The following is a 20,382-nucleotide window of genomic DNA, read 5'->3' on the forward strand; positions in this document are numbered from 1 at the left end:
TTTGATTGAATTATAAGAATGTCTGAAACTGTAGCGTAAACTGTCCCAAATATCCATCCATTGATGTAGGAGAGAGGAAGTTTGGTCTGAGTGAATATTGGACTGAGACTTTGGCGTTGTGCTTTTGCACAAACATATTGGCTCCCCAATCCCATTTGATGGATGGTAGTGCCAGGGCTTCAAAATTGGCTCGGGTGTATGCAATAAATGGCTGAAACCTCAATTTGTCGTTGCCACTGAAATCAGGTAGTTTAAAACCGGTTTGATTATATAAAATTTTGCCTGTCCCGATCATCGGTGCCGAATTTCCTGGTCCTGAAATTGAGGTTTTGCCTGTAAACCCAGCATCTATTGAACCTATATTCATAATACCAAAATGCCGGAGGTAATTGGGTCCAAACTGGTAAACAAAAAATCCGGTATAGGAGGTAAATGCCATATTTTTGGTTTTTTGACCTACTGGTAAGTCCAAGAATAGATCCACTGCTTTTAATGAAATGGGATGATGTACTTTTTCTCCCTGTTGAAGGCTCTGTGTACCTTCATTTTGATGATAAAATCCTACACCTAGATTGAGTACTTTTTTGCTCCCCAAGTAGCTTCCGACTTTGAAGGGGAGTTGGTTAGATTCCTGTTCCAGAAAATGATATTCGAAATAACCACCCAGGGAAGGTTTTACAATCCCACTGTTATCCACTGCCACATTTTCTTCCAATGGTTGTAGGTCAGTAGCGAAGGGCTTGTTTAAGCTCAGCCTATACTCTAATTTTCCTGCTTTGCCTTTGCCGTATATTCCATACATCCTGACAAATTGGTCTGAAGCTTCCACCAATGGAAATGAAAAAATAGGTGAATCCAATGTGAGAAAATTGGTTGTACTGACCATAGAAATTCTCGAAACCCCCAAATAGGAATGCAGGCCTGCACCTAGATATAGGCTGAAGAAACTATTGGTGCCTGTAATAGGATCAAACTCCGGAATTACGGCATATTCAGAAGTGAAGTCATGGAAAAACATACCGGGTTTTTTCCCTGCACCATAGCCCCCTGTTCCCTCCGCACCCGCAGCACCTCCATTAATAAATGTCTGGTTGTTGATGCCAAAATGCGCCATCATCATAAATCTAGGCGAAATCTGTCCTGTTAGGATCATCCGCATCCTTCTAGCGCCAATGTCGAAAGAACGCTGGGCGGCCTGCCCATTGATGCTGGTGCCTGGATTGAGCTGCATTTCCCTTACCCAAATCTGATTCCAAAACATCAGTCTTAAGTACCTGCTGTCATCCTCCGAGATTTTTACCCTAAAACCATTTTCATACTCGGGCACATATTGGGCATAAACGGATTTCATGTCTGAAATCAGAAACAATACACTCAAAATGGTTATACTTCTCTTCATTAGGTGATCCATTTCGGACTAACTTTCGAAGCGAAGATATTTTGGACTTATTAGGATGGTTTAAGAAAGAAATTAAAATTTGATTAGAGAGGGGGAAGCATGTAAAGCTTTTAGTGATTTGATAGTCACTGTTATAAGGTCTCAAAATTGGTGTTCTCCGATACTGCTACAGGCAACTCCACAGTGAAAATAGACCCATAGTTAGGTTTGGACATCACAGAGATGGTTCCGCCGTGCATGTTGATAATATCCATGGTAAGGGGGAGGCCAATGCCAAAACCTTCAAAAGATAGGGTGTTTGTGGCGCGGTAATAGGGTAGAAAAATATTTGGAATGTCATCCTTTGGAATTCCGATTCCATTGTCAATGATTCTTATAAAAATTTTATTGGCTTTTATACCATATTTGATTTTCACCTGTTTTTGGTTTGAGTACTTTATTCCGTTGAGAACGATATTGGTCAATGCAAGATTCAGAAGGCTTTCGTTTCCATTGACTAGGAGAAAATGATGCCTCAACATTTTTGAAGGGGATCCGATTTTCAATTTGAAATTACTGTCCATTCGAATGACGGAATCATAAATGGACTTCACCAGTTCGTCTATCCGCACTTTTCCCCATTCCCTTTTTTGTTTTCCGGTGCCTGAACGTGCCACCTCCAAAAGTGTATTGACAATATGGTTCAGCTTTTCCGCTTCCTGATTGATGGTTTCCAGTGGTTCATATAATGCATGTTTTTTGTCAAGTTTGGCCAGAGCGATCTCTACCTCGCCCATGATAACGGTAAGGGGAGTTCTTAAAGAATGTGTAGTGTTTCCGATGAATTTCTGCTGGGTTTTGAATGCTTCGTCTATACGGGCCAGCATGTCATTAAATGTGTCTTTTAACTCTGCAATTTCATCGCTAAATTCCCCTTTCTCCAATCTGGTTCCCAAGTTGAATGCGTTGATGCTATTGACACTTTTGATAAGCCTTAATACTGGGTCAAACAACCTCTTTGAAAAAATAATTGAGGTAATTATCATCGTCAAGACCGCTACTAAGAAAGCTGCTGCAAGGGATGCCCTTAGTTTTTTCCTATACGCGTTTCCGGTTATGTCCTCAGCTGCACTGAGTACGAGGAAGTCCTCACCAGTATTTTTATTTTTAAATATAACCCCTGCATAAGACTTGTTTTTGATAACTTCCCCTGCAGTTCCATCGCGCGTTAATTGATGGAAAAAATCTTGACTTAAGGGGAAATCAATTTTGGACTTATCAAGTTGGCTGCCTGATTCCAATTTCAACACTACATCTTCTGCTTCAGTAATTCGGTGGACTTGCTGTCTTGAAAGTTCCAGAAGGACCTCTTGGAAGTTTTCATTTTGATGGGCTACTGCAATAATGGCTGCCCTGTCTTCCAGACTTTTGAGAAAATTCTGTTTTCTGAAGCCCGAAGAGAGATTGTACATGATGATGTTGACCGAAAAAAGCAAGACAGCCATCACTCCTGTGAAAATCAGGGTTAATCTATATTGAGAGGAAAGCCTCATACCGCCGCCTTCATCACATAACCTACACCTACCACCGTATGGATAAGTTTCGGTTCAAAGTCCTTATCTATTTTTTTCCTAAGGTAGTTGATATATACGTCAACCACATTGGTACCTATGTTGAATTCATAGCCCCAAACAGCCTCCAGTATATCTAGTCTTGGAAGAACCCTTTTCTGGTTCATCATCAGGTGTTCAAGAAGTTTGAACTCGGTAGAGGTGAGGCTGATGATTTTATTGTTACGGGTGACTTCCATGGTGACCAGATCCATCTTGAGGTCAGCAAGGGAAATGGTGTTGTCCTCAATTTTATGTCTATTGGATCTGCGGATCAGACTTCTCATTCTAGCACCCAATTCGGCAATTTTGAAAGGCTTGGTCATGTAATCGTCCGCGTGGATATCAAGGCCTTTGACCACGTCTTCTGTAGAGTTTAGGGCAGAAAGAATCAGGATAGGTACATTTGGATCAAATCGTCGGATATTGCCGCAAACCTCAAGTCCGTTTATGCCCGGGACCATAATGTCCAAAATAATCAGATCAAAGGAATGAAGTCCGGCAAGTTTTAAAGCCGTGTACCCATCCATCGCCACTGCAAAATCATAGCCTTCGCCCTCAAGTCCCCGCTTGATGATCGAAATTACCTTGGGTTCATCTTCCAATAGAAGTATTTTCATGATTAGGTCATTGATTTTGTATGAAAAAGTAATATTACCAAAATTCTAAAATTTCTTTGGCCTAACAACTGTAATACACACGTTAACTTAGTAAATAAATCATTTTAGGGAACGGATGAAACTATTTAAAGTCTATTTTTCACCTGATTTTGCAGCGCAGTCTTTTTATAAATTTACTTTTCTAACTTAAAGCTTTTGTAAAAAAATAAATTGGCGCTGAACAATTAAAAGCTGGAGAGCAGGTTCAAAAGTAATTTGTTATTTTTCTTACTAATGCTTCCCAAGTTATGCCTGTCCCTGCTCACGTGTCCGATGTGATGGTGTAGGTTTTTCAAGGGATTAAAACAGGAGGAGTTTTCTGGGTAGGATTTATTCCGTTCCCCCTTGCACTCAGAGCATGGACATGCAGACAGATGGTTCATCATTAGCCATCAAAAGCTCCAGCTCAAGGAGTGAAAAGTATGCAACAATATCATGGCTACTTCTGAAAATATTGGATTTGTTCTCCGTCTGCTGGATGGAGAGCAGATACAACAATGTCATGACTCTGATAAAGAGTATGTCCTGATCAGCCTCCATATATGTAATGCATTTTTTACTGTTGAGTTTAGCTCAAAAAGGAAAGGAGGTAGCCATGAATGAGTATGTCATCAAACTTCAAAAGGTAAGTGATAAGAAAATTATATGGTAGAAAACCCTGGCTTTACCATTTCCAACTGTCTTTCTTTCAATTGCTGAATTGAGCCCCATTGAAAGGATGCAATGTTGAAAAAATGCTGCTTTGCCAAGGGTGCCTAAACCTGCCAAGAAAAACAGGGCTTTCAAGAGGAAACCTTCCCGGTTTTTTCAAAACATACTTCTGTAAATGGCGATTCTTTTCTTTCTGTTTTTTTGTTAATCTTTCCAATAAAATGTAAAGAATGTCCTTTGTTTAATAATGGTTTTGCATTTAATATTTATCTGGATCAGCAACTTAAATACGGGTATTTTTGGATTTACAGAAATTTATAGTACTCAATGGAAGAGTTGCTGCAATTATATTTATAAGTGTAAAACGTATCCTCTAATTTGGCTTGAAGAGATAAAATCATTTTGAATTTATGGCAAAAATTACTTCCTTCATAAACCAATAAGCCTATAACCTATTATGAAAGAAAGAGTTAATGAGAGTTTCTCATTAAAAGAGAAGCCTATATCAATTGATGTCGAAATTTCGAAAAGACCTGATTTTGAATTATGGAAGGCTTTTTTGGCGGGTAATAAATCCGCTTTTATAAATATTTACGAGACTTATTTTGATGTTCTATTCAGTTACGGGATGCGTATAACCCCCAATGAAGAAGTTGTTAAGGACAGTATCCATGACGTGTTTTTTGATTTGAGGAAAAACAGCAAAAATATTGGGGATACTAACCATATTAAGTTTTATTTATTCAAATGTCTAAAAGTGAGACTTTTTAAAGAACTAAAAGGATGGGTAGGAAAGCGTGGTGGTTTGGATGATCATACTCCTTTCGAAATCACTTTTTCATATGAACAAATGTTGATAAATAGCCAAATGGATGCAGAACAAACTGCCAAAATTAAAAATGCTATTGAAGATTTGTCACCAAGAAAGAGAGAGGCAGTTTATTATATTTATTTTGAGGGACTCAACTATGAAGAAGTAAAGGAACTGATGGGGTTATCAAGTGCCAAATCTGCAAGAGATCTTGTATACAAAGCCCTTAGAAAATTGAGAAATTCATTAGGTTTCCTTCCTCCACTTTTTTATATTTTAGAAACACATTAAAATTTTCTCACAGAAATATTTAGTGTGATTCATTAAACGGAATTTTTCAACCTGCGCACAATTGATTTTTTTAAAATAATAATTGTAAAAATTTGATCTAGATAACCTGAAGTTTTTGGATCAGATTTTAAATTCACATAGGATATGATAGATGATTTTTCTGAATCATTCGCCATTTAGTCTGCGGAATAAATTTTTGTCAAAAAAAAAATAGGATTTTTAGGCGTTGTTCCCTTAATAATTTGCTTTACCTATTAAAAATTGATTCGACTATTTATATGCCACAAATCAAAGACCTTTTAGAAGACCTGGAATTTATTAGGTGGGTAAAAAAACCCGACAAAGATCTCAATCTCTATTGGGAAAGGTGGATAGCATCAAATCCTGATAGGATAGAGGATATAAAACTGGCTAAACAAATTCTGCTGAACCTTAAGTTTCCTGCTAAAACACCAAGTATGGAAACAAAGAGAGAAGTATTGAACAAATTACTTAAAGACTATTCAACAGGAACCTCTCAAAGAAAGACTCCCAGAAACATTCAGACGTCTTTTTGGAACAATCAATTCAGTAGAGTGGCAGCCATTCTTGTAGTAATTTTCGCAATATCATTTTTGTTTCATGCTATACTTAAAGAGAATAGACCAGAAGCAGGCGATCAAATTCCATCATGGTTTTTCATTACAAAAAGTACCAATTATGGGGAAAAACTCAATTTTGCTCTACCTGATGGATCTATGGTTTGGCTTAATGCTGGAAGCAGTTTAGAATTTCCCAGTGCTTTTGAGGATAATGTAAGACTGGTAAAATTACATGGGGAAGGGTTTTTCGAAATTGCTGAAGATGTTGCAAAACCTTTCAAAGTACAAACTGGTAATTTGACCATTACGGCTCTAGGAACGTCATTTAATGTAAACAACAGAGATAAGGATGATTTGAGAGTTTCTTTAGTAACTGGAAAGGTTAAGGTAGACGATACATTCAGTGAAGGAGAATATTTTTTAATCCCGGGACAGGAACTTGTTTACAACCCTGAAGATAAAACAGGAGCAGTCTACCCTTTTGATTTGGAACTGGTTCAAGGCTGGAGAAACGGTACATTGGTTTTTAAAAAGGCTCCTTTTGAACATGTCAAAAGTGAACTGGAAAGATGGTATGGTGTGACCATAAGCACCTCTGGAAGTTACTCTACCTCATGGCATTTCAATGGGAAATTTGAAAATCAAACCCTTGAAACCGTCCTTTTAAGCCTTTCCAATATTGAAGAATTCAAATATGAAATAGAAGGCAAAAAAGTTAATATCTCCTTTAATTAAGTAAAAAAGTCATGACCCAAAATAACATGAAAATTAATGATACATCCTGAAAAAAAGGCCAACTGATTTAAATCAGTTAGCCCATTTAATAGTGGTTACGGGCATATCGAAACATTGGGGAATGTGAATGCTCCTGATAACCAGGCCTAGTGAATTTATCAATAAACCAATCAAAAATATGAAAATTAATTTACAAAAGACAATATATATGTTGTCAAAAAACTTCCTGAACGGGCTAATAGTACAAATGTTGGTGCTCAACTTTGTGTTGGCCTCCAATGTAAACGGGCAGTACAAATCGATAGATGAGGTTAAAGTTCGTATCGAAAAAAAGTCGCTGACATTGACCGAATTTTTTGAGAATATAGAGTCCCAAACATCTTTCAACTTTTTGTATGACCAAAACCAGATTGATGAGAATCTTCCTGTAAGCGTACAAAGAAAATCTGGAAGTGTAGAAAGTTTCCTAAAGGAAGTAGCACTCCAGGCGAATTTAGGTTTTAGGCAGGTAAATAACAGTATAGATGTCAAACTCCTTAAAATAGCTGACTCACTTCCAACTCCGCTGAGCTTAGACATTTCGGTAAGTGGTACCGTAACTGACGAGCAGGGTGAGCCCATGCCTGGTGTGACCATTATAGTGGAAGGTACAAGTGTAGGAACTGTTACAGATTTGGACGGTAATTATGTAATCGAAGTAGATGAAGGTGATGTACTTGTTTTTTCTTTTATTGGATATGAGAAACAAAGAAGAACAGTTGGGTCTTCTGATATAATATCTGTTCAGATGGTTGAGGATGCCAGCTCATTGGAAGAGGTAGTCGTAGTGGGGTATGGGAGTCAGAAAAAGAGCGACATCACAGGATCAGTCGCTTCTATTCCCAAAGAGCGGATGGAAATGGTGCCAAATATAAATATTGCCCAAGCCATTCAAGGATCTATACCAGGTGTAATGGTTCAAAATACTTCTGCAGGTGCAGAACCTAGCCAAGATATCATGGTAAGGGGTCGGAATTCAATCGGGGCAAATAATTCGCCACTGGTCGTTGTCGATGGAGTTCCATATGGAGGGAATCTTTCAGATATAAATCCTAATGATGTAGAATCTATTGAAATTTTGAAAGATGTTTCAGCGGCTGCTATATATGGTTCACGAGGAGCAAATGGGGTTATTCTTGTCACTACGAAAGAAGGTAAAGAAGGAGCACCAACTATATCATACGATGGTTTTTTTTCCACTCAACAATTTTCGAATTTGCCTGATTACATGGACGGCCCTCAGTTTTATAACTTCAAAAATGATAGGTTGCCAAGTGGAGTGACTGCATCAGAACAGGCGGTTTATGATGCCGGGGCATGGGTCGATTGGAAAGACCTTGCGTTCCGACAGGGAATGAGTAATCAGCACAACCTATCCATATCGGGAGGTTTCGGAAACACTTCATATTTTGTTTCAGGAGCCGTATTGAATGTGAGAGGTATAACACAAAGTGATAATTATTTCAGAGGGAGCAGCAGATTTAATTTAGATACCAAAATCGCAGATTGGCTTACCATCGGTACACGTACCCAGCTAACATTTGCCGATAAAAGCGGTGTGGCTCCAAGCATGTTTGATGTTTTTTTAGCAAACCCTCTAGCAGTACCTTACAACGAGGACGGATCATTGACGGTTTTCCCAATCGCAGATGACCCTGCACGTGCAAACCCTCTTCAAAGGACTCTGTTCGAAAACTCCGATAAATCCCGGCAAGTTGTAACCAATAATTTTGCCATTGTAGATTTCGAAAGGTTCATCCCTGGTTTGAATTTTAGGTTTAATTATGGCCTTATGGATAGGGTGTCAGATAATAATACTTATCGAGGAAGAAATACTTTTGATGGACTTAATGCCCAGGGAAGTGCAACCCTTGTGAATTTAAATACTTCCAATACGGTAATTGAAAATATTCTTTCATATAACAAATCTATAGGAGATCATTCTTTATTTGCTACTGCAGTATTTAGTACACAAAAAGACATTGAGTCCTTAGCAGAAATGGAGATGGCTGGATTTCCAAATGATTTGTTAGGATGGTACGCGGGCGGTCAGGCTGACTTGGTGGAGCCTTCTTTCGATTATTTTGAATCACGGCTTGTATCCCAAATGTTACGATTTAATTACGCCTATGACAGTCGTTATCTTTTTACTTTAACCGGTAGGAGAGATGGTTATTCAGGTTTTGGATCAGATTCTAAATGGGGGATTTTTCCCTCAGTTGCCCTAGGTTGGAATTTCGGCAACGAGGAATTCTTTCCATGGAAAGACACCTTCAGTGAGTTTAAAATTCGAGCCTCATATGGATTAAACGGGAATCAGGCTGTGGGGCCCTACCAGTCAATGGCAAGATTACGGGAAGAAAATAACCTGGCAGGAAATATTACTATGCCGGGATATTTTCCAAGTACATTGGGACAAGGGGCCCTTGGTTGGGAAAGTTCACGATCAATGAATTTGGGAATTGATTTTGGAATATTGAATCACAGAATTTCAGGTGATTTAAATTTTTTCCACACAAATACCTATGATTTACTTTTGCATAGATCTATTTCCTCAGTTCATGGAATCACCTCAATTTTGCAGAATATTGGTGAGACAGAAAATCAGGGTGTTGAATTCTCGATTCATTCCAGAAATATTGTCAAAAAAGACTTCACTTGGTCAACTTTAGGAAATATATCTTATCTGGATAACAAAATAGTGGACCTTTATGGTGATGGTCGTGATGACATTGCAAACACTTGGTTTATCGGTCAACCTATCCGGGTAAATTTTGATTATGTTTTTGATGGTGTTTGGCAATTGGATGAAGTCGCACAAGCTGCTGAATGGGGATCCCAGCCAGGGTTTATCAAAATAAAAGATGTGAATCAGGATGGACAGATAACTCCAGAAGACAGACAAATCATCGGACGACAGGATCCTAATTTAATTTGGGGTTTAACAAATGCTTTTAGCTACAAGAATTTCAACGTAACGGTTTTTATTCATGGTGTCCATGGGGTGACAAAAGAGAATAATTTGATGGATGATCAAATAGTGACCTCCGGAGTTCGAAGAAACACAATAGTAAAAAATTGGTGGACACCGGATAACCCAAGCAATGAATGGTATATGAATGATATCAATGCCCATAGAATGGCCGGTGTATCAACAAGCATATACGAAAATGCAAGTTTTGTGCGATTAAAAGACATCACTTTTTCTTATGAATTCCCAATTGACTTAGTTCAGAAAATAGGTGGAAACCGGTTCCGGATTTACGCAACTGGCCGTAATCTTCTTACTGTGACAAAATGGAGAGGGCTTGATCCAGAATTAGACAACCAGTTGTCCATTCCCTTGCAACGCGAATTTGTTCTAGGTCTACAGGTAGGGCTCTAATTCGGCCTTAAAATTAAATATTATTTCAAAATAAAAATTAAAGCGATGAAATATATAAAAATAGCTACAATTCTACTGGTTTTGATTCAATTATCTAGTTGTGATTCGATGTTGGATTTGAATGAAAACCCTCCTCATTTGGTAACTTCTGATGGATTGTTTACAGAATATGCAGGTTTTCAGACAGGTATAAATGGAGCTTATTCGGAAATAAGAAATGAACTTAATGGAGCAGGAATGCCATTCCAAGTATTTGTTAACGGAACAGATAACATGACTCCCAATTATCTCTCCAATTTTGGTGTCATTGCCTCTCAGTGGGGAGATGTCAATAACCCTGAAAATAGCGATCTAAGAAATACCTTTGATTGGCTTTATGGAATCATTAATGCTGCAAATACAATGATTGATAGGGCTGAGGGAGAAAATGTGGACTGGAGTGGAGGACCTGGTAATGATATTGGAAATAAAAACAGCGTAGTGGCTGAAGCAAAAGCAATTCGCGCCTGGGCATACCGCCACCTTACCTATCTTTGGGGAGATGTTCCTCTTTCTCTTGTTGAAGCAGCAGGAAGTTCCATAAAGACAGATTGGGAAAGGACACCGGTAAACGAAGTACGAGAACAGATTATAGCAGACCTATTATTCGCTGAGGAATATATTCCTGTAGAACCAACTCCGGGGAGAATGAGCAAAGGAGCTGTTCAGCATTTTCTTGCAGAGATGTATTTGGTAATCGATGATCCTGAAAAATCTCTACATTGGGCAGATCAGGTAGTAAATAATCCTGCGTATCAATTGGTAACCCAAAGATATGGTATCTATATGGACCAGCCGGGGGTTCCATTTATGGATATGTTTTATGAAGGTAACAAAAATCGTGAGGAAGGTAATACAGAGGCCCTTTGGGTGTGGCAGTATGGTTTTCAGCTCATAGGTGGAGGAACCAACCCACGAACCCGGGCTATGCATCTGGGTAGGTATATGGATATTGTCATTGATGGAGTACAACCCTTGCAAATTACCTTTGACCGAGGAGGAAGAGGGAAAGCATATACTGCGCCAACCCAATGGTTTATGAACTCATATGAGACTCAGGATGATCGGTTTAGCAACTATGCGATAAGAAAATATTTTATTCTTAAGAATGCTGAGGAAAATGCGCCTTTTTCTGCTGACCGCCTACCTCCTGGTTATTCTTATGGGGATACAATAAAACTGAATTGGAATGAACCTCTGACTCATAATAACTGGGAAGTTGATGATTGGCCTTATTCAAGGAAATTTGAAGGAAGTATTCCTGACAATGTGGCATCTGATTTCAATTATGATGATTATATCGCTTTAAGATTAGCCGATACCTACTTATTGAAAGCTGAAGCAGAGTTTAAGCTTGGTAACCTAGTAGCAGCTGCAGAAACCATTAACATTGTAAGGAGAAGGTCCAATGCAAGTGAGGTAACTGCTGGAGATATAAATCTGGATTTTATCCTTGATGAGAGATCCCGTGAATTATTTAATGAAGAATACCGAAGGTATACTTTGTTGAGAACAGGTAAATGGCTTGAAAGAACAAAAGCTTATAACTTGTTTGGAGGTGAAAGAATTAGGGAGAGGGACACGCTTTTCCCAATTCCTCAGGCCGTAATTGATGCAAATCTAGATTCCAAAATGCCTCAAAATCCAGGATGGTAATTTTCTCGGAAGGCAACTAGCCTATTGTAATCTATTACCAAGATTATTGGCTGAACCAGATGATGAAGGAAGCATTTGACTGCATGGGATAACTAAAGAGCCTCAATCACTTATCTTTTCATTTTTCGGTTCTACTTTAACATTGTGGGTCAAAGTAGAACCGAATAAGTCTCAAATTCTAAATGTCCAGCTTAATTGGAGCATGTAAGGGACTGCTGAGAATCCACATAATCACCATAGATTACTAGAAAAAGAAGTTAAGGCTTTGCACATCGGTGTTTCATGAGTGAGTTCTACCTCATTTTGTCAATAAGTTTCCGAATGGACTCTTTGTTGGCATGTCAACATTCAAAACTTCCATTATTACGATTGGGCCGACATCTTCTGATAAGATCTTAAGTTTTTACAGTAATTAAAGTAAAAGACCTTGAATAAATGAATTCAAGCAAATCATTAACCACCAATACCTTTATTAGTTTAATCTGCTTGTTGTTTGTGCTATCGGGGGCCCATGCTCAGCAACTTCCCCCGACCCAGACACCTTACTTCCAGTATAGCAAAGGATTGGAAATGACTGCTCCAGATAGTCTTTTCAAAATGAATATCAGGTTTAGAATGCAAAATAGATTTGCCTTTCATTCTCCATTTTATGAAGATCGCCTTGGACTGGATCAAATTGAAGCAAGGATAAGAAGGTTGAGATTGAGATTAGACGGATTTATTTATTCTTCAAAACTAACCTATGTTATCCAGCTCTCTTTTACAAGAGGAGACATGGATTATGATGTTACCCAATTCCCAAACATTATTCGGGATGCCATGGTGATTTATCAGTTTAGTGAAAAATTTTCAATGGGACTTGGTCAAACAAAATTACCAGGAAATAGACAAAGAGTTAATTCATCAGGGGATTTACAGCTGCCTGATAGATCAATTGTCAACGCGGCATTTAATATTGACAGGGATTTTGGGATTCAGGCATACTATGTTGAAAATAGGTTTGTTTTGAGAGGAGCAATTAGTACAGGCGAAGGCAGAAATATTCTAAGCACCGATCCAGGACTGGCATATACAGTGAGGGGAGAAGTTCTTCCTTTTGGACATTTCAGCAATGGAGGAGATTACTTTGAAGGGGACTTGATGAGGGAAAAATCTCCAAAGGTTTCACTTGGTATCACATATAGCTATAACAACAATACACTTAGGAGTGGTGGGCAGTTGGGTTATTATTTGTACGAGAGGAGAGATATCGAGACAAGAATGGCTGATTTATTATTCAAGTTTAATGGTTTCTCATTAAGTGCGGAATACATAGAAAGAAATTCTTCCGACCCTCTTACATTTTCGTCGGAAAATGAATTAAGATATGTCAGCGCAGGAAAAGGGAAGAATTTCCAAATGGGATATTTATTACCCTCCAACCTTGAACTAGTTGGCAGATTTTCAAGACTAGTACCTTTTCCTGAAATCAGATTTTTAGAAGAGGAAGTTTCGGAATTTACCATAGGCTTAAATAAATACTTAAAAGGTCATAGAGTAAAGCTACAAAGCGATATTACCCTTCAAAATCTGAACAGTTTCCAAAATGGAAGTCATAACAAAAGACAAGTGATTACACGGTTTCAGATTGAAGTCGGAATCTAAAAATAAAAAAATATGAAAAGAAGATCGTTTTTTAAAAGAGGATTGCTCGCAACACTGGGAACGACTCTGGTTCCTTCAATATCATCAATTGGACATCCCAGGGGAGTAAGGGATGGCGCCAAAAACGTAATATTTTTGGTTAGCGATGGTATGAGCCATGGGACTCTGAATATGGCTGACATTTTACAAAGAAGAAAAAACGGTAAACCATCTGCTTGGGTTGACCTATATGTGAACAACAAAGTAAAAAGGGCTTTGATGGATACCGCATCAGCCAACTCCATGGTTACAGATTCTGCTGCTGCAGGATCTGCTTGGGGAGGTGGCATGAGAGTGGATAATGGTGCTTTGAATATTGGGCCAAACGGTGAAAAACCAACTCCTATTTTACAAAAGTTCAAAAATGCGGGTAAGTCTGTTGGATGTGTTACTACAGTTCCTGTTACACATGCTACACCTGCTTCTTTTTGTGTAAACAATTTTAACCGAAATGATCAGGAAGGAATTGCCCAAGATTATCTCAATCTTAAGTTTGACCTTTGGCTTGGAGGTGGTGACAAATATTTTAATTCTAGTAAAAGAAAAGACAGAACTGATTTATATCAAAGTTTTAAAAAATCGGGGTATAAAATTGTAAGAAGCAGGAAAGAGTTAATTGAACTTAAATCAGGACCTGCTTTGGGTATTTTTGCTGATGACGCCTTGCCATATTCAGTAGACCGGGAGAATCAGGCTGAACTGAAAAATAAAACTCCAAGCTTGACAGAAATGACCAAAAAAGCAATAGAGATTCTAAGCAGTAATGATAATGGGTTTATGCTTCAGGTTGAAGGCGGTAAAGTGGACTGGGCAGCGCACGGAAATGATACTCCTGCACTTGTATATGATCAATTGGAGTTTGATAATGCAGTAAATGCAGCAATTGAGTTTGCAGAAGAAGATGGGCAGACCTTAGTTGTAATAACAACAGATCATGGTAACGGTGAACCAGGTGTTTTTTATGGAAAAAAGGCAGATTCTAATTTTGATAGGCTTCAGAATGTACTTTGCTCTAATGAATGGGTCTTAAATCAAATCGATAAATCTTTTACACCAGGACAGGTTATTGAGTTGATTGAGAATTCCCAAAAAGTGATTTTGAATGTTTCTGAGGCCAAAAGAGTATTGGCCAGCTATGAAAATATTGAAAAATCCGGATTGTATAATCCCCGGCAACTTCCTTTTAAATCTTTGGCGGACTTTCAAGAAAAACATTTCTCAGTACACTGGGCTAATAACGAACATTCAGGAGTTTTTGTAGAACTGGCGATGTTCGGGCCCGGAGCAGAAAAGCTACCGGGTATGATAGAAAATTATAAGCTTCATGATTTCATTCTAAAAACGACGCAATTATGATATTTAGTAAAAAGCAGAAAAAATTTTCTTTAATCTTTGTTTTTTTCCTACTGACAAGTGTAGCTAGTGCCTGGATTTTTAGAGTCAATGAGTTTGAAAATTCGGAAGTAAAACACCTGAGAGTGGTTTTTACTGAGGATCCATCAAGTCATGCTATTGTAAGCTGGACTTCCTTTTCCAGAACTCAGGAGAATATTTTGTACTTCGATACTGTCAGCAGAGATGGAGAACTAAGTAGGTATAACTTTGAGCAAAAAGAAGTTAGATCAGGGAAGATAACTATGACCGCAATGGATAAATCTGAGGGAGTTCCTGAAGGTTTCTATAATCACGCTGAAGTCAATAAACTAGAAGCGGGTAAAAAATACTATTTTGTTGTGAAAAGCGGTGACTCGGTTTCTAAAGAGCATTACTTTATCACTGGCTCTAGTAATTCAACTTTAAATATGTTTTTATGGGGAGGAGATTCAAGATTAGGTGGTGAGAAACCGAGGTATGCGGGAAGGACACCACATACCGCTAGGCAGAGTATGAATAAAAGGATGAGAATCTTATTTGAATCAAACCCAGACATTATCGCTTTATTTCATGGAGCTGATTACGGATCTACAGCAAACTGGAGGCATTTGTATTGGTGGTTTGAAGATCATCAACTTACTACAACCAAAGATAATAGGATTTTGCCGCTGGTTATATCTAAAGGTAACCATGATGAAGCGATAGGGTTTTTGGAGAATTTTTGGCTGGGTGATATTAGCAGCGAAAATGTAAATTCATTTTACTATACAACTTTATTAGGTGAAAACGCAGTTGTCATTACCTTGAATACGGAGACAATTATTGGTGGAAGTCAAAAGGGATGGTTAGTTAGAGAACTTGAAAAATACCGTCATTACAAGAGATGGGTGTTGGTTAATTACCATAGACCTGCTTATCCGGCAACCAAAGACTTCAACGATTTTACATTTGCAAGGGTAAGACAAACATGGACTCCGATATTTGACAAATATTTGGTGGACTTGGCTTTGGAGTCAGATGGGCATGTACTGAAAAGGACTGTCCCTATCCTTGAAGGAAAAGAAAATAAAGACGGTATAGTGTATATTGGTGAAGGTGGCTTGGGCGTGCCACAAAGAAAAGTTGATCCAACTCTATGGTTTATTCAACCTCCGGGTATGGGCGGGAGTACCAATCATGTCCATCTGATCAGCTTGACACCTAAAGAGTTAAAGCTTCAGGCAATTGATGAGAATGGTAAGGTAGTAGACGAATATTCACGACAACCGCGGAAATTATGAATAAAACTACCCTTTTTGAACCATTGATGTTTGGACGGGTTTCAATATTCATTTATGTGGTAGGGTTATTCCTAAGTCTGAATTCAGGCAGTGTATTGGGGTCTGTTTTATTTATAGATTACGGAGTTACGGTTGACCAGGCAAAACAAATTGAAAAATCTATTGCTGCTATATTCTTGATATTGGGCTTCATAAGCTTAATGCCTAAAATCTGGTATGGTATACCTTTAATAGGGATTGGGGCATTTATTTTTGCCTATCTCACGCAAGATTTTGGAGGTGGTTTTTTTACGAAGTGGTCATTGATCAGTCAGTCTCCTAGGTACTTACTTCCTTTTGGGCTGGTGTTTTTAACGTTTGAAAACACCAAAAAGATTGGAGTCCAACTTTTTAGAATTGGGGTTGTCCTGGTGTTTTTTATCCATGGGTTGGAGTCGCTCCAATCGCATCCCTACTTTGCTGAATATATTCTCAATAGCTTTGAATATTTAGGAATACCTATTTATGAAGATCAGGCGCTTCTAATGCTGAAAATTATAGGCGGTATCGACATATTAGTAGCCGCTCTTGTCTTGTTTTCTCCATCAGTTTTTATTTATGCATGGGCATCAATTTGGGTTTTGATCACCTTTGTTATAAGGTTTCTTAGTTTCGGATGGTTAATGCACAAAGAAGTATTGTTGAGGTGGCCTAACCTTGTTTTGCCATTGATATTACTTTCAATCATGCTGATAGAAGAAAAAAGGAAGAATAATGAATCAGTTTTTCAATTATAAATTAAGGAAGTCATTTATTCGTCAGTCAAATGGTCAGTTTATTGGAATGACAGTTGTGGAATTTCAGGCAATAAAATTATATGGTAGAAAAACCTCACTTTTCCATTTCAGACTATAAAGGCAATAAGTATCTGGTAATAGAGGTAGCATCTCTTAAAGAAACCGACAAATATGGAAGGAGTCATACGGTTTGTATCAATAAGAAAGTGAAGGATTGAAATACTTTCTTTGTTTGATTATGAATACCGCTGAAATGGCGGTATTTATTTAATCGTATATATATAAAGCATCATTTAGGTAATCTGATCTTTAAAGATAGATCAAAGGAGGTTTTTGCCTTAAAAAAAAACCTTCTAGTTAATGTAGGATGTAGATGTTACATAAGCATTTGGTACTTTTCGTAATTTTCAGTGAGAGAGAAATTGGCCTTAAAATTTGGAATCAGAATGACAAGCGATAGATGAACTTTTTCATTTATTCATGAAAATTAGGGAAGTTTTTGATTTAACTAGGTTTTTTGTTAAAATCTGCACTGATTAATTTTTTGCAATCAAGGCCTTAAACTTACCTTCACTGATGGTTATTTTTTCCTTTGTGAGGGGAGCTTTGTTGATGGATGCATGTTCCCATAGCAAAAACTCAAATTTCCCAGTGATATAATTTTCATCAATGCTTTCAATTATAAGTTTTCCTTGCGGAGTACCTTTCCAAGAATCAGGAGCTTTATATTCCAAAGCCTTATTAGAATAGTAGTTTGGACCATTGTATTCAAGAATCTTTGTGAAAGTAACTCCTATACCCCCTGAGTAACCATTTTCCGGATCACTTGTCTGGACTAGGCTATATTCACCAGGTGAAGGAAGCCCAATCGGGTCCCAAGACTGAATTTGGAATTTTAGAATAAAATCAGGTGTTGTTTGTTTATCGTTGATCTCAATAGTCATAAAATGCCTTTCGTTGCCTTCATGTAACCTCAGTATTGCTGTACCATTTTTTGAGCCTTCCCAAGCCCCATCTATCTTAAATGAAGCATAGTTTTCATGATTCTGCTGAATTTTAATATCCTCGCTTAGGTGAATAGTATTCTCATTGATAACATTTTTATTTACCAATATGCTTAAAGAATAAATAAGGAAACTAAATAGAATTTTCATAGGTGTTGATTTTGATTCATGTAGTTTTAATATGTTGTTGATCAAGTGGTATACTGATTTTCATATTTAGAAAATCAGTAGGGTGGGGCTGCTAAAACCAGATTTTATATATAAAGTCAAATTCCCCATCGGTAATTGAAAGCATATCATTTCCCATATTGAGCATGCCGGCCCTTTCAAAAGTACCTTTTACACTGTAATAGGTTGTGTCTTGAATACTGCCAAGTTTCTCGTATTCAGTAATTTCAATTTTGGAGGTTTTGTTACGGTTGAACCCATATCCGCTCTCATTATTAAAAGTGATGACTTCATAATTTACATCAAAGCCATTATCCTGATGGTCGAAAACCCCTGTTTTTGGTTCAAGAGGTATCACAATTCTTAATTGGTTTGTTGTATCTGGATGTGCACGTTCTCTACCAATAATTCCCACAGTATTGCTTAAGCCATAAACAATAACCTGAGACTCTTCATAGTTGATTTGTTTGCCATTTACAAAGCCACTTAAATTCCCACCAACTTTTAAATTGACATTCCCTTTTGGGTCTTCATCTTTCACACACGAAATACATATAATACTTGCAAAAACTGTAATGATTAAGCCCAAGTATTGAACTATGTTTAGCTTGTTTCTCATGATTTATTTCTGTTTTTATTCCCTTAAAAATTTAATTCAAGCTGCATGGTTTTTTAAAATCAAACCATGCAGCAGGTATAAAGAATGGACTAAAGAGGGTAATGACTGTCCCTTCCATTGCCCCATCCCAAATGCCCCATTTCTGGATCTCCTTTGCCAATATTCTGAAAAAGATTATTGTCTAATTCAAGGTTTGGTAATTCAGGTCTATTTGGGCTTGCGCCTGTGTAGGCATATAATGCATAGTTTTGAATATTCTGAAACAGTGTGTTGGAAATTAAAATCTTTGGATTTGCATGCATATAAATTGCACCTGAATTTTGAAGATTCCCCACTGAGAAATCACCTTTTGCATGTTTGATTATGGCGTGTTCAATGATGTTTTCAGCTTGTGTAAACCCAAAGTATATACCTCCCCAATTGCTTTCGTTGAATGCTGCCAGTAATACTGTCTCTGAAGGTGTGCCCAGGATTTTAAGACTCAGGTCATGATTGTTGCCACTTGGGGCAGCTTGAAGAAAAGCACTTGGTTTAAAGAGAATCTCTATCCCTTCCAGTAATGTAAGATGACCACCTTCATTGATGTGAATTCTATCGTCAACCAAGTATGGCACATCCAGTTTTGACCAGGATACCGTTTGGTCTTTGATTTCATAATAATCTTTAGTGATGTTAATATAATCAGCGCCATTACCCGAAAATGAAGAAGTGTTATCGAAAATATGAGCCATTTCAGCTGATATTTTCACCGGGACATCTTCATTACCTGTTATTGTCATATTGCTGACACTAACAGATGAATTTTTGCGGATTGCATGTAAATCCAGACCTATACTACCACCATTTCTGATTTCGACGTGATCCAATGTCAGGGATTGAGGTGGAGTACCTGAAACACCTCTCAATGCCAAAGAGCCTTCATATATAGGTGAAGAATTTGTAAGGTTTTGAGAACCTGCATATTCTATAATTGTATGCTCTATTATATTATTAGGATTATGGGCTTCGGTAAAAAAAATCCCCCTCCAATAGCCTTTTTGTTTTGATGTTCCAGTGAGCAATACCGGTTCGTTGGCTGTTCCGTTTATTTCAAAAGTATTGTTGTCCATGTCTACCAACAGACCGGAATGATTTTCAAATTCTATTACTACTCCAGGTTCTATCCTTAAATTACCCGTAATCCTTGCCCAGCAATCAATCCTGTAGTCTATAGGCCTTTGAGGATCATTTACAAGTACTCTATCCTGACTGAAATATCCACAGTCTAATAAGATCGGAGGTAAAATTTCATCAATTGGCTCAGGTTCATTATTTTCATCACAACTGAAAATCATGAAAGAAAAAAGCATAAGAACAGTGTAAATTTTAAAATTGAATCGTTTAAATTTTCTAATCTTCATGGTAAACTAATTTTTGTGAGTATTGAATGAGTTATATTTATCTGTATTGGGTATTTATGAAGTTGTATTGTTCTTAGGACGAATTTTAAGCTCCTATTTAATCGAATGAGACTTATCATTTAGTTTTTATTTTTGCCTTAGAAAAATTTTAGTTTATTTGGATTTTGTTTGGTCAAAGTGCTTTCCCTAATTCAGTGAGCACTCTTTATAACTTAATGTCAATGTCAGCCAGAGGTAAACATT

General features: G+C 37.7%; 16 protein-coding genes. 9 read left to right on the plus strand and 7 right to left on the minus strand.

The window, feature by feature from the left end:
• Positions 1-10: 10 nt before the first annotated feature.
• The 4 genes from A33Q_RS21150 to A33Q_RS21165 form a co-directional block, all read right to left on the minus strand.
• Complete coding sequence (locus A33Q_RS21150; protein ID WP_016255699.1) at positions 11-1,399, minus strand: hypothetical protein; 1,389 nt, start codon at positions 1,397-1,399, stop codon at positions 11-13.
• 131 nt (positions 1,400-1,530) lie between these two features.
• On the minus strand, positions 1,531-2,931 hold the full coding sequence (locus tag A33Q_RS21155; RefSeq protein WP_009035465.1) for a sensor histidine kinase: 1,401 nt from the start codon (positions 2,929-2,931) through the stop codon (positions 1,531-1,533).
• A complete protein-coding gene (locus tag A33Q_RS21160) occupies positions 2,928-3,608 on the minus strand; it encodes a response regulator transcription factor (protein ID WP_009035466.1) in 681 nt (226 codons plus the stop codon). The genes A33Q_RS21155 and A33Q_RS21160 overlap by 4 nt, the downstream gene beginning before the upstream one ends.
• 390 nt (positions 3,609-3,998) lie before the next feature.
• Entirely contained in the window at positions 3,999-4,187 is a 189-nt protein-coding gene (locus tag A33Q_RS21165; RefSeq protein WP_009035467.1) for a hypothetical protein, read from the minus strand.
• A 568-nt stretch (positions 4,188-4,755) separates the two neighbouring features.
• On the opposite strand from A33Q_RS21165, the gene A33Q_RS21170 reads away from it, so the two are divergent.
• The 9 genes from A33Q_RS21170 to A33Q_RS22260 all read left to right on the plus strand — a co-directional run bounded on the left by A33Q_RS21170 (position 4,756) and on the right by A33Q_RS22260 (position 17,166).
• A complete protein-coding gene (locus A33Q_RS21170) occupies positions 4,756-5,400 on the plus strand; it encodes an RNA polymerase sigma factor (RefSeq protein ID WP_009035468.1) in 645 nt (214 codons plus the stop codon).
• Between the two features lie 278 nt (positions 5,401-5,678).
• Positions 5,679-6,716 carry a FecR family protein gene (locus A33Q_RS21175; RefSeq protein ID WP_009035469.1) on the plus strand — a complete coding sequence of 346 codons (1,038 nt, stop codon included), beginning with the start codon at positions 5,679-5,681 and terminating at the stop codon, positions 6,714-6,716.
• A 178-nt stretch (positions 6,717-6,894) separates the two neighbouring features.
• A complete protein-coding gene (locus tag A33Q_RS21180; protein ID WP_160169364.1) occupies positions 6,895-10,140 on the plus strand; it encodes a TonB-dependent receptor in 3,246 nt (1,081 codons plus the stop codon).
• Between the two features lie 45 nt (positions 10,141-10,185).
• The gene (locus A33Q_RS21185; protein ID WP_084328525.1) at positions 10,186-11,835 is read left to right on the plus strand and encodes a RagB/SusD family nutrient uptake outer membrane protein; all 1,650 of its coding nucleotides are present in this window, start codon (positions 10,186-10,188) and stop codon (positions 11,833-11,835) included.
• Positions 11,836-12,270: 435 nt separating this feature from the next.
• Entirely contained in the window at positions 12,271-13,479 is a 1,209-nt protein-coding gene (locus A33Q_RS21190) for a porin (protein ID WP_009035472.1), read from the plus strand.
• Between the two features lie 12 nt (positions 13,480-13,491).
• The gene (locus A33Q_RS21195; protein ID WP_009035473.1) at positions 13,492-14,874 is read left to right on the plus strand and encodes an alkaline phosphatase; all 1,383 of its coding nucleotides are present in this window, start codon (positions 13,492-13,494) and stop codon (positions 14,872-14,874) included.
• A complete protein-coding gene (locus A33Q_RS21705; protein ID WP_009035474.1) occupies positions 14,871-16,172 on the plus strand; it encodes a fibronectin type III domain-containing protein in 1,302 nt (433 codons plus the stop codon). Before A33Q_RS21195 ends, A33Q_RS21705 begins: the two co-directional genes overlap by 4 nt.
• A complete protein-coding gene (locus A33Q_RS21205) occupies positions 16,169-16,948 on the plus strand; it encodes a hypothetical protein (protein WP_009035475.1) in 780 nt (259 codons plus the stop codon). The genes A33Q_RS21705 and A33Q_RS21205 overlap by 4 nt, the downstream gene beginning before the upstream one ends.
• An 80-nt stretch (positions 16,949-17,028) precedes the next feature.
• Positions 17,029-17,166, plus strand: coding sequence for a hypothetical protein (locus tag A33Q_RS22260; RefSeq protein ID WP_009035476.1), 138 nt, complete (start codon positions 17,029-17,031; stop codon positions 17,164-17,166).
• A gap of 318 nt (positions 17,167-17,484) precedes the next feature.
• Here A33Q_RS22260 and A33Q_RS21210 read toward each other — a convergent pair whose 3' ends face one another.
• The 3 genes from A33Q_RS21210 to A33Q_RS21220 form a co-directional block, all read right to left on the minus strand.
• Complete coding sequence (locus A33Q_RS21210; RefSeq protein ID WP_009035477.1) at positions 17,485-18,102, minus strand: hypothetical protein; 618 nt, start codon at positions 18,100-18,102, stop codon at positions 17,485-17,487.
• Positions 18,103-18,193: 91 nt separating this feature from the next.
• Complete coding sequence (locus tag A33Q_RS21215) at positions 18,194-18,739, minus strand: hypothetical protein (RefSeq protein WP_009035478.1); 546 nt, start codon at positions 18,737-18,739, stop codon at positions 18,194-18,196.
• An 89-nt stretch (positions 18,740-18,828) separates the two neighbouring features.
• Positions 18,829-20,088 (minus strand): hypothetical protein, encoded by a 1,260-nt coding sequence (locus A33Q_RS21220; RefSeq protein ID WP_016255710.1) that lies wholly within the window; start codon positions 20,086-20,088, stop codon positions 18,829-18,831.
• Between the last annotated feature and the right edge of the window lie 294 nt (positions 20,089-20,382).

Origin of the sequence: Indibacter alkaliphilus LW1 (assembly GCF_000295935.2) — a bacterium.
Lineage (GTDB): Bacteria > Bacteroidota > Bacteroidia > Cytophagales > Cyclobacteriaceae > Indibacter > Indibacter alkaliphilus.

What these genes read in the sequence shown, in the direction of transcription:
- A33Q_RS21175 (WP_009035469.1), top strand. Translation starts at nt 5,679, where the DNA reads ATGCCACAAATCAAAGACCTTTTAGAAGACCTGGAATTTATTAGGTGG.
- A33Q_RS21180 (WP_160169364.1), top strand. Translation starts at nt 6,895, where the DNA reads ATGAAAATTAATTTACAAAAGACAATATATATGTTGTCAAAAAACTTC.
- A33Q_RS21190 (WP_009035472.1), top strand. Translation starts at nt 12,271, where the DNA reads ATGAATTCAAGCAAATCATTAACCACCAATACCTTTATTAGTTTAATC.
- A33Q_RS21170 (WP_009035468.1), top strand. Translation starts at nt 4,756, where the DNA reads ATGAAAGAAAGAGTTAATGAGAGTTTCTCATTAAAAGAGAAGCCTATA.
- A33Q_RS21220 (WP_016255710.1), bottom strand. Translation starts at nt 20,088, where the DNA reads ATGCTTTTTTCTTTCATGATTTTCAGTTGTGATGAAAATAATGAACCT.
- A33Q_RS21150 (WP_016255699.1), bottom strand. Translation starts at nt 1,399, where the DNA reads ATGAAGAGAAGTATAACCATTTTGAGTGTATTGTTTCTGATTTCAGAC.
- A33Q_RS21210 (WP_009035477.1), bottom strand. Translation starts at nt 18,102, where the DNA reads ATGAAAATTCTATTTAGTTTCCTTATTTATTCTTTAAGCATATTGGTA.
- A33Q_RS21205 (WP_009035475.1), top strand. Translation starts at nt 16,169, where the DNA reads ATGAATAAAACTACCCTTTTTGAACCATTGATGTTTGGACGGGTTTCA.
- A33Q_RS21160 (WP_009035466.1), bottom strand. Translation starts at nt 3,608, where the DNA reads ATGAAAATACTTCTATTGGAAGATGAACCCAAGGTAATTTCGATCATC.
- A33Q_RS21195 (WP_009035473.1), top strand. Translation starts at nt 13,492, where the DNA reads ATGAAAAGAAGATCGTTTTTTAAAAGAGGATTGCTCGCAACACTGGGA.
- A33Q_RS21185 (WP_084328525.1), top strand. Translation starts at nt 10,186, where the DNA reads ATGAAATATATAAAAATAGCTACAATTCTACTGGTTTTGATTCAATTA.
- A33Q_RS21155 (WP_009035465.1), bottom strand. Translation starts at nt 2,931, where the DNA reads ATGAGGCTTTCCTCTCAATATAGATTAACCCTGATTTTCACAGGAGTG.
- A33Q_RS21705 (WP_009035474.1), top strand. Translation starts at nt 14,871, where the DNA reads ATGATATTTAGTAAAAAGCAGAAAAAATTTTCTTTAATCTTTGTTTTT.
- A33Q_RS21165 (WP_009035467.1), bottom strand. Translation starts at nt 4,187, where the DNA reads ATGGAGGCTGATCAGGACATACTCTTTATCAGAGTCATGACATTGTTG.
- A33Q_RS21215 (WP_009035478.1), bottom strand. Translation starts at nt 18,739, where the DNA reads ATGAGAAACAAGCTAAACATAGTTCAATACTTGGGCTTAATCATTACA.
- A33Q_RS22260 (WP_009035476.1), top strand. Translation starts at nt 17,029, where the DNA reads ATGGTAGAAAAACCTCACTTTTCCATTTCAGACTATAAAGGCAATAAG.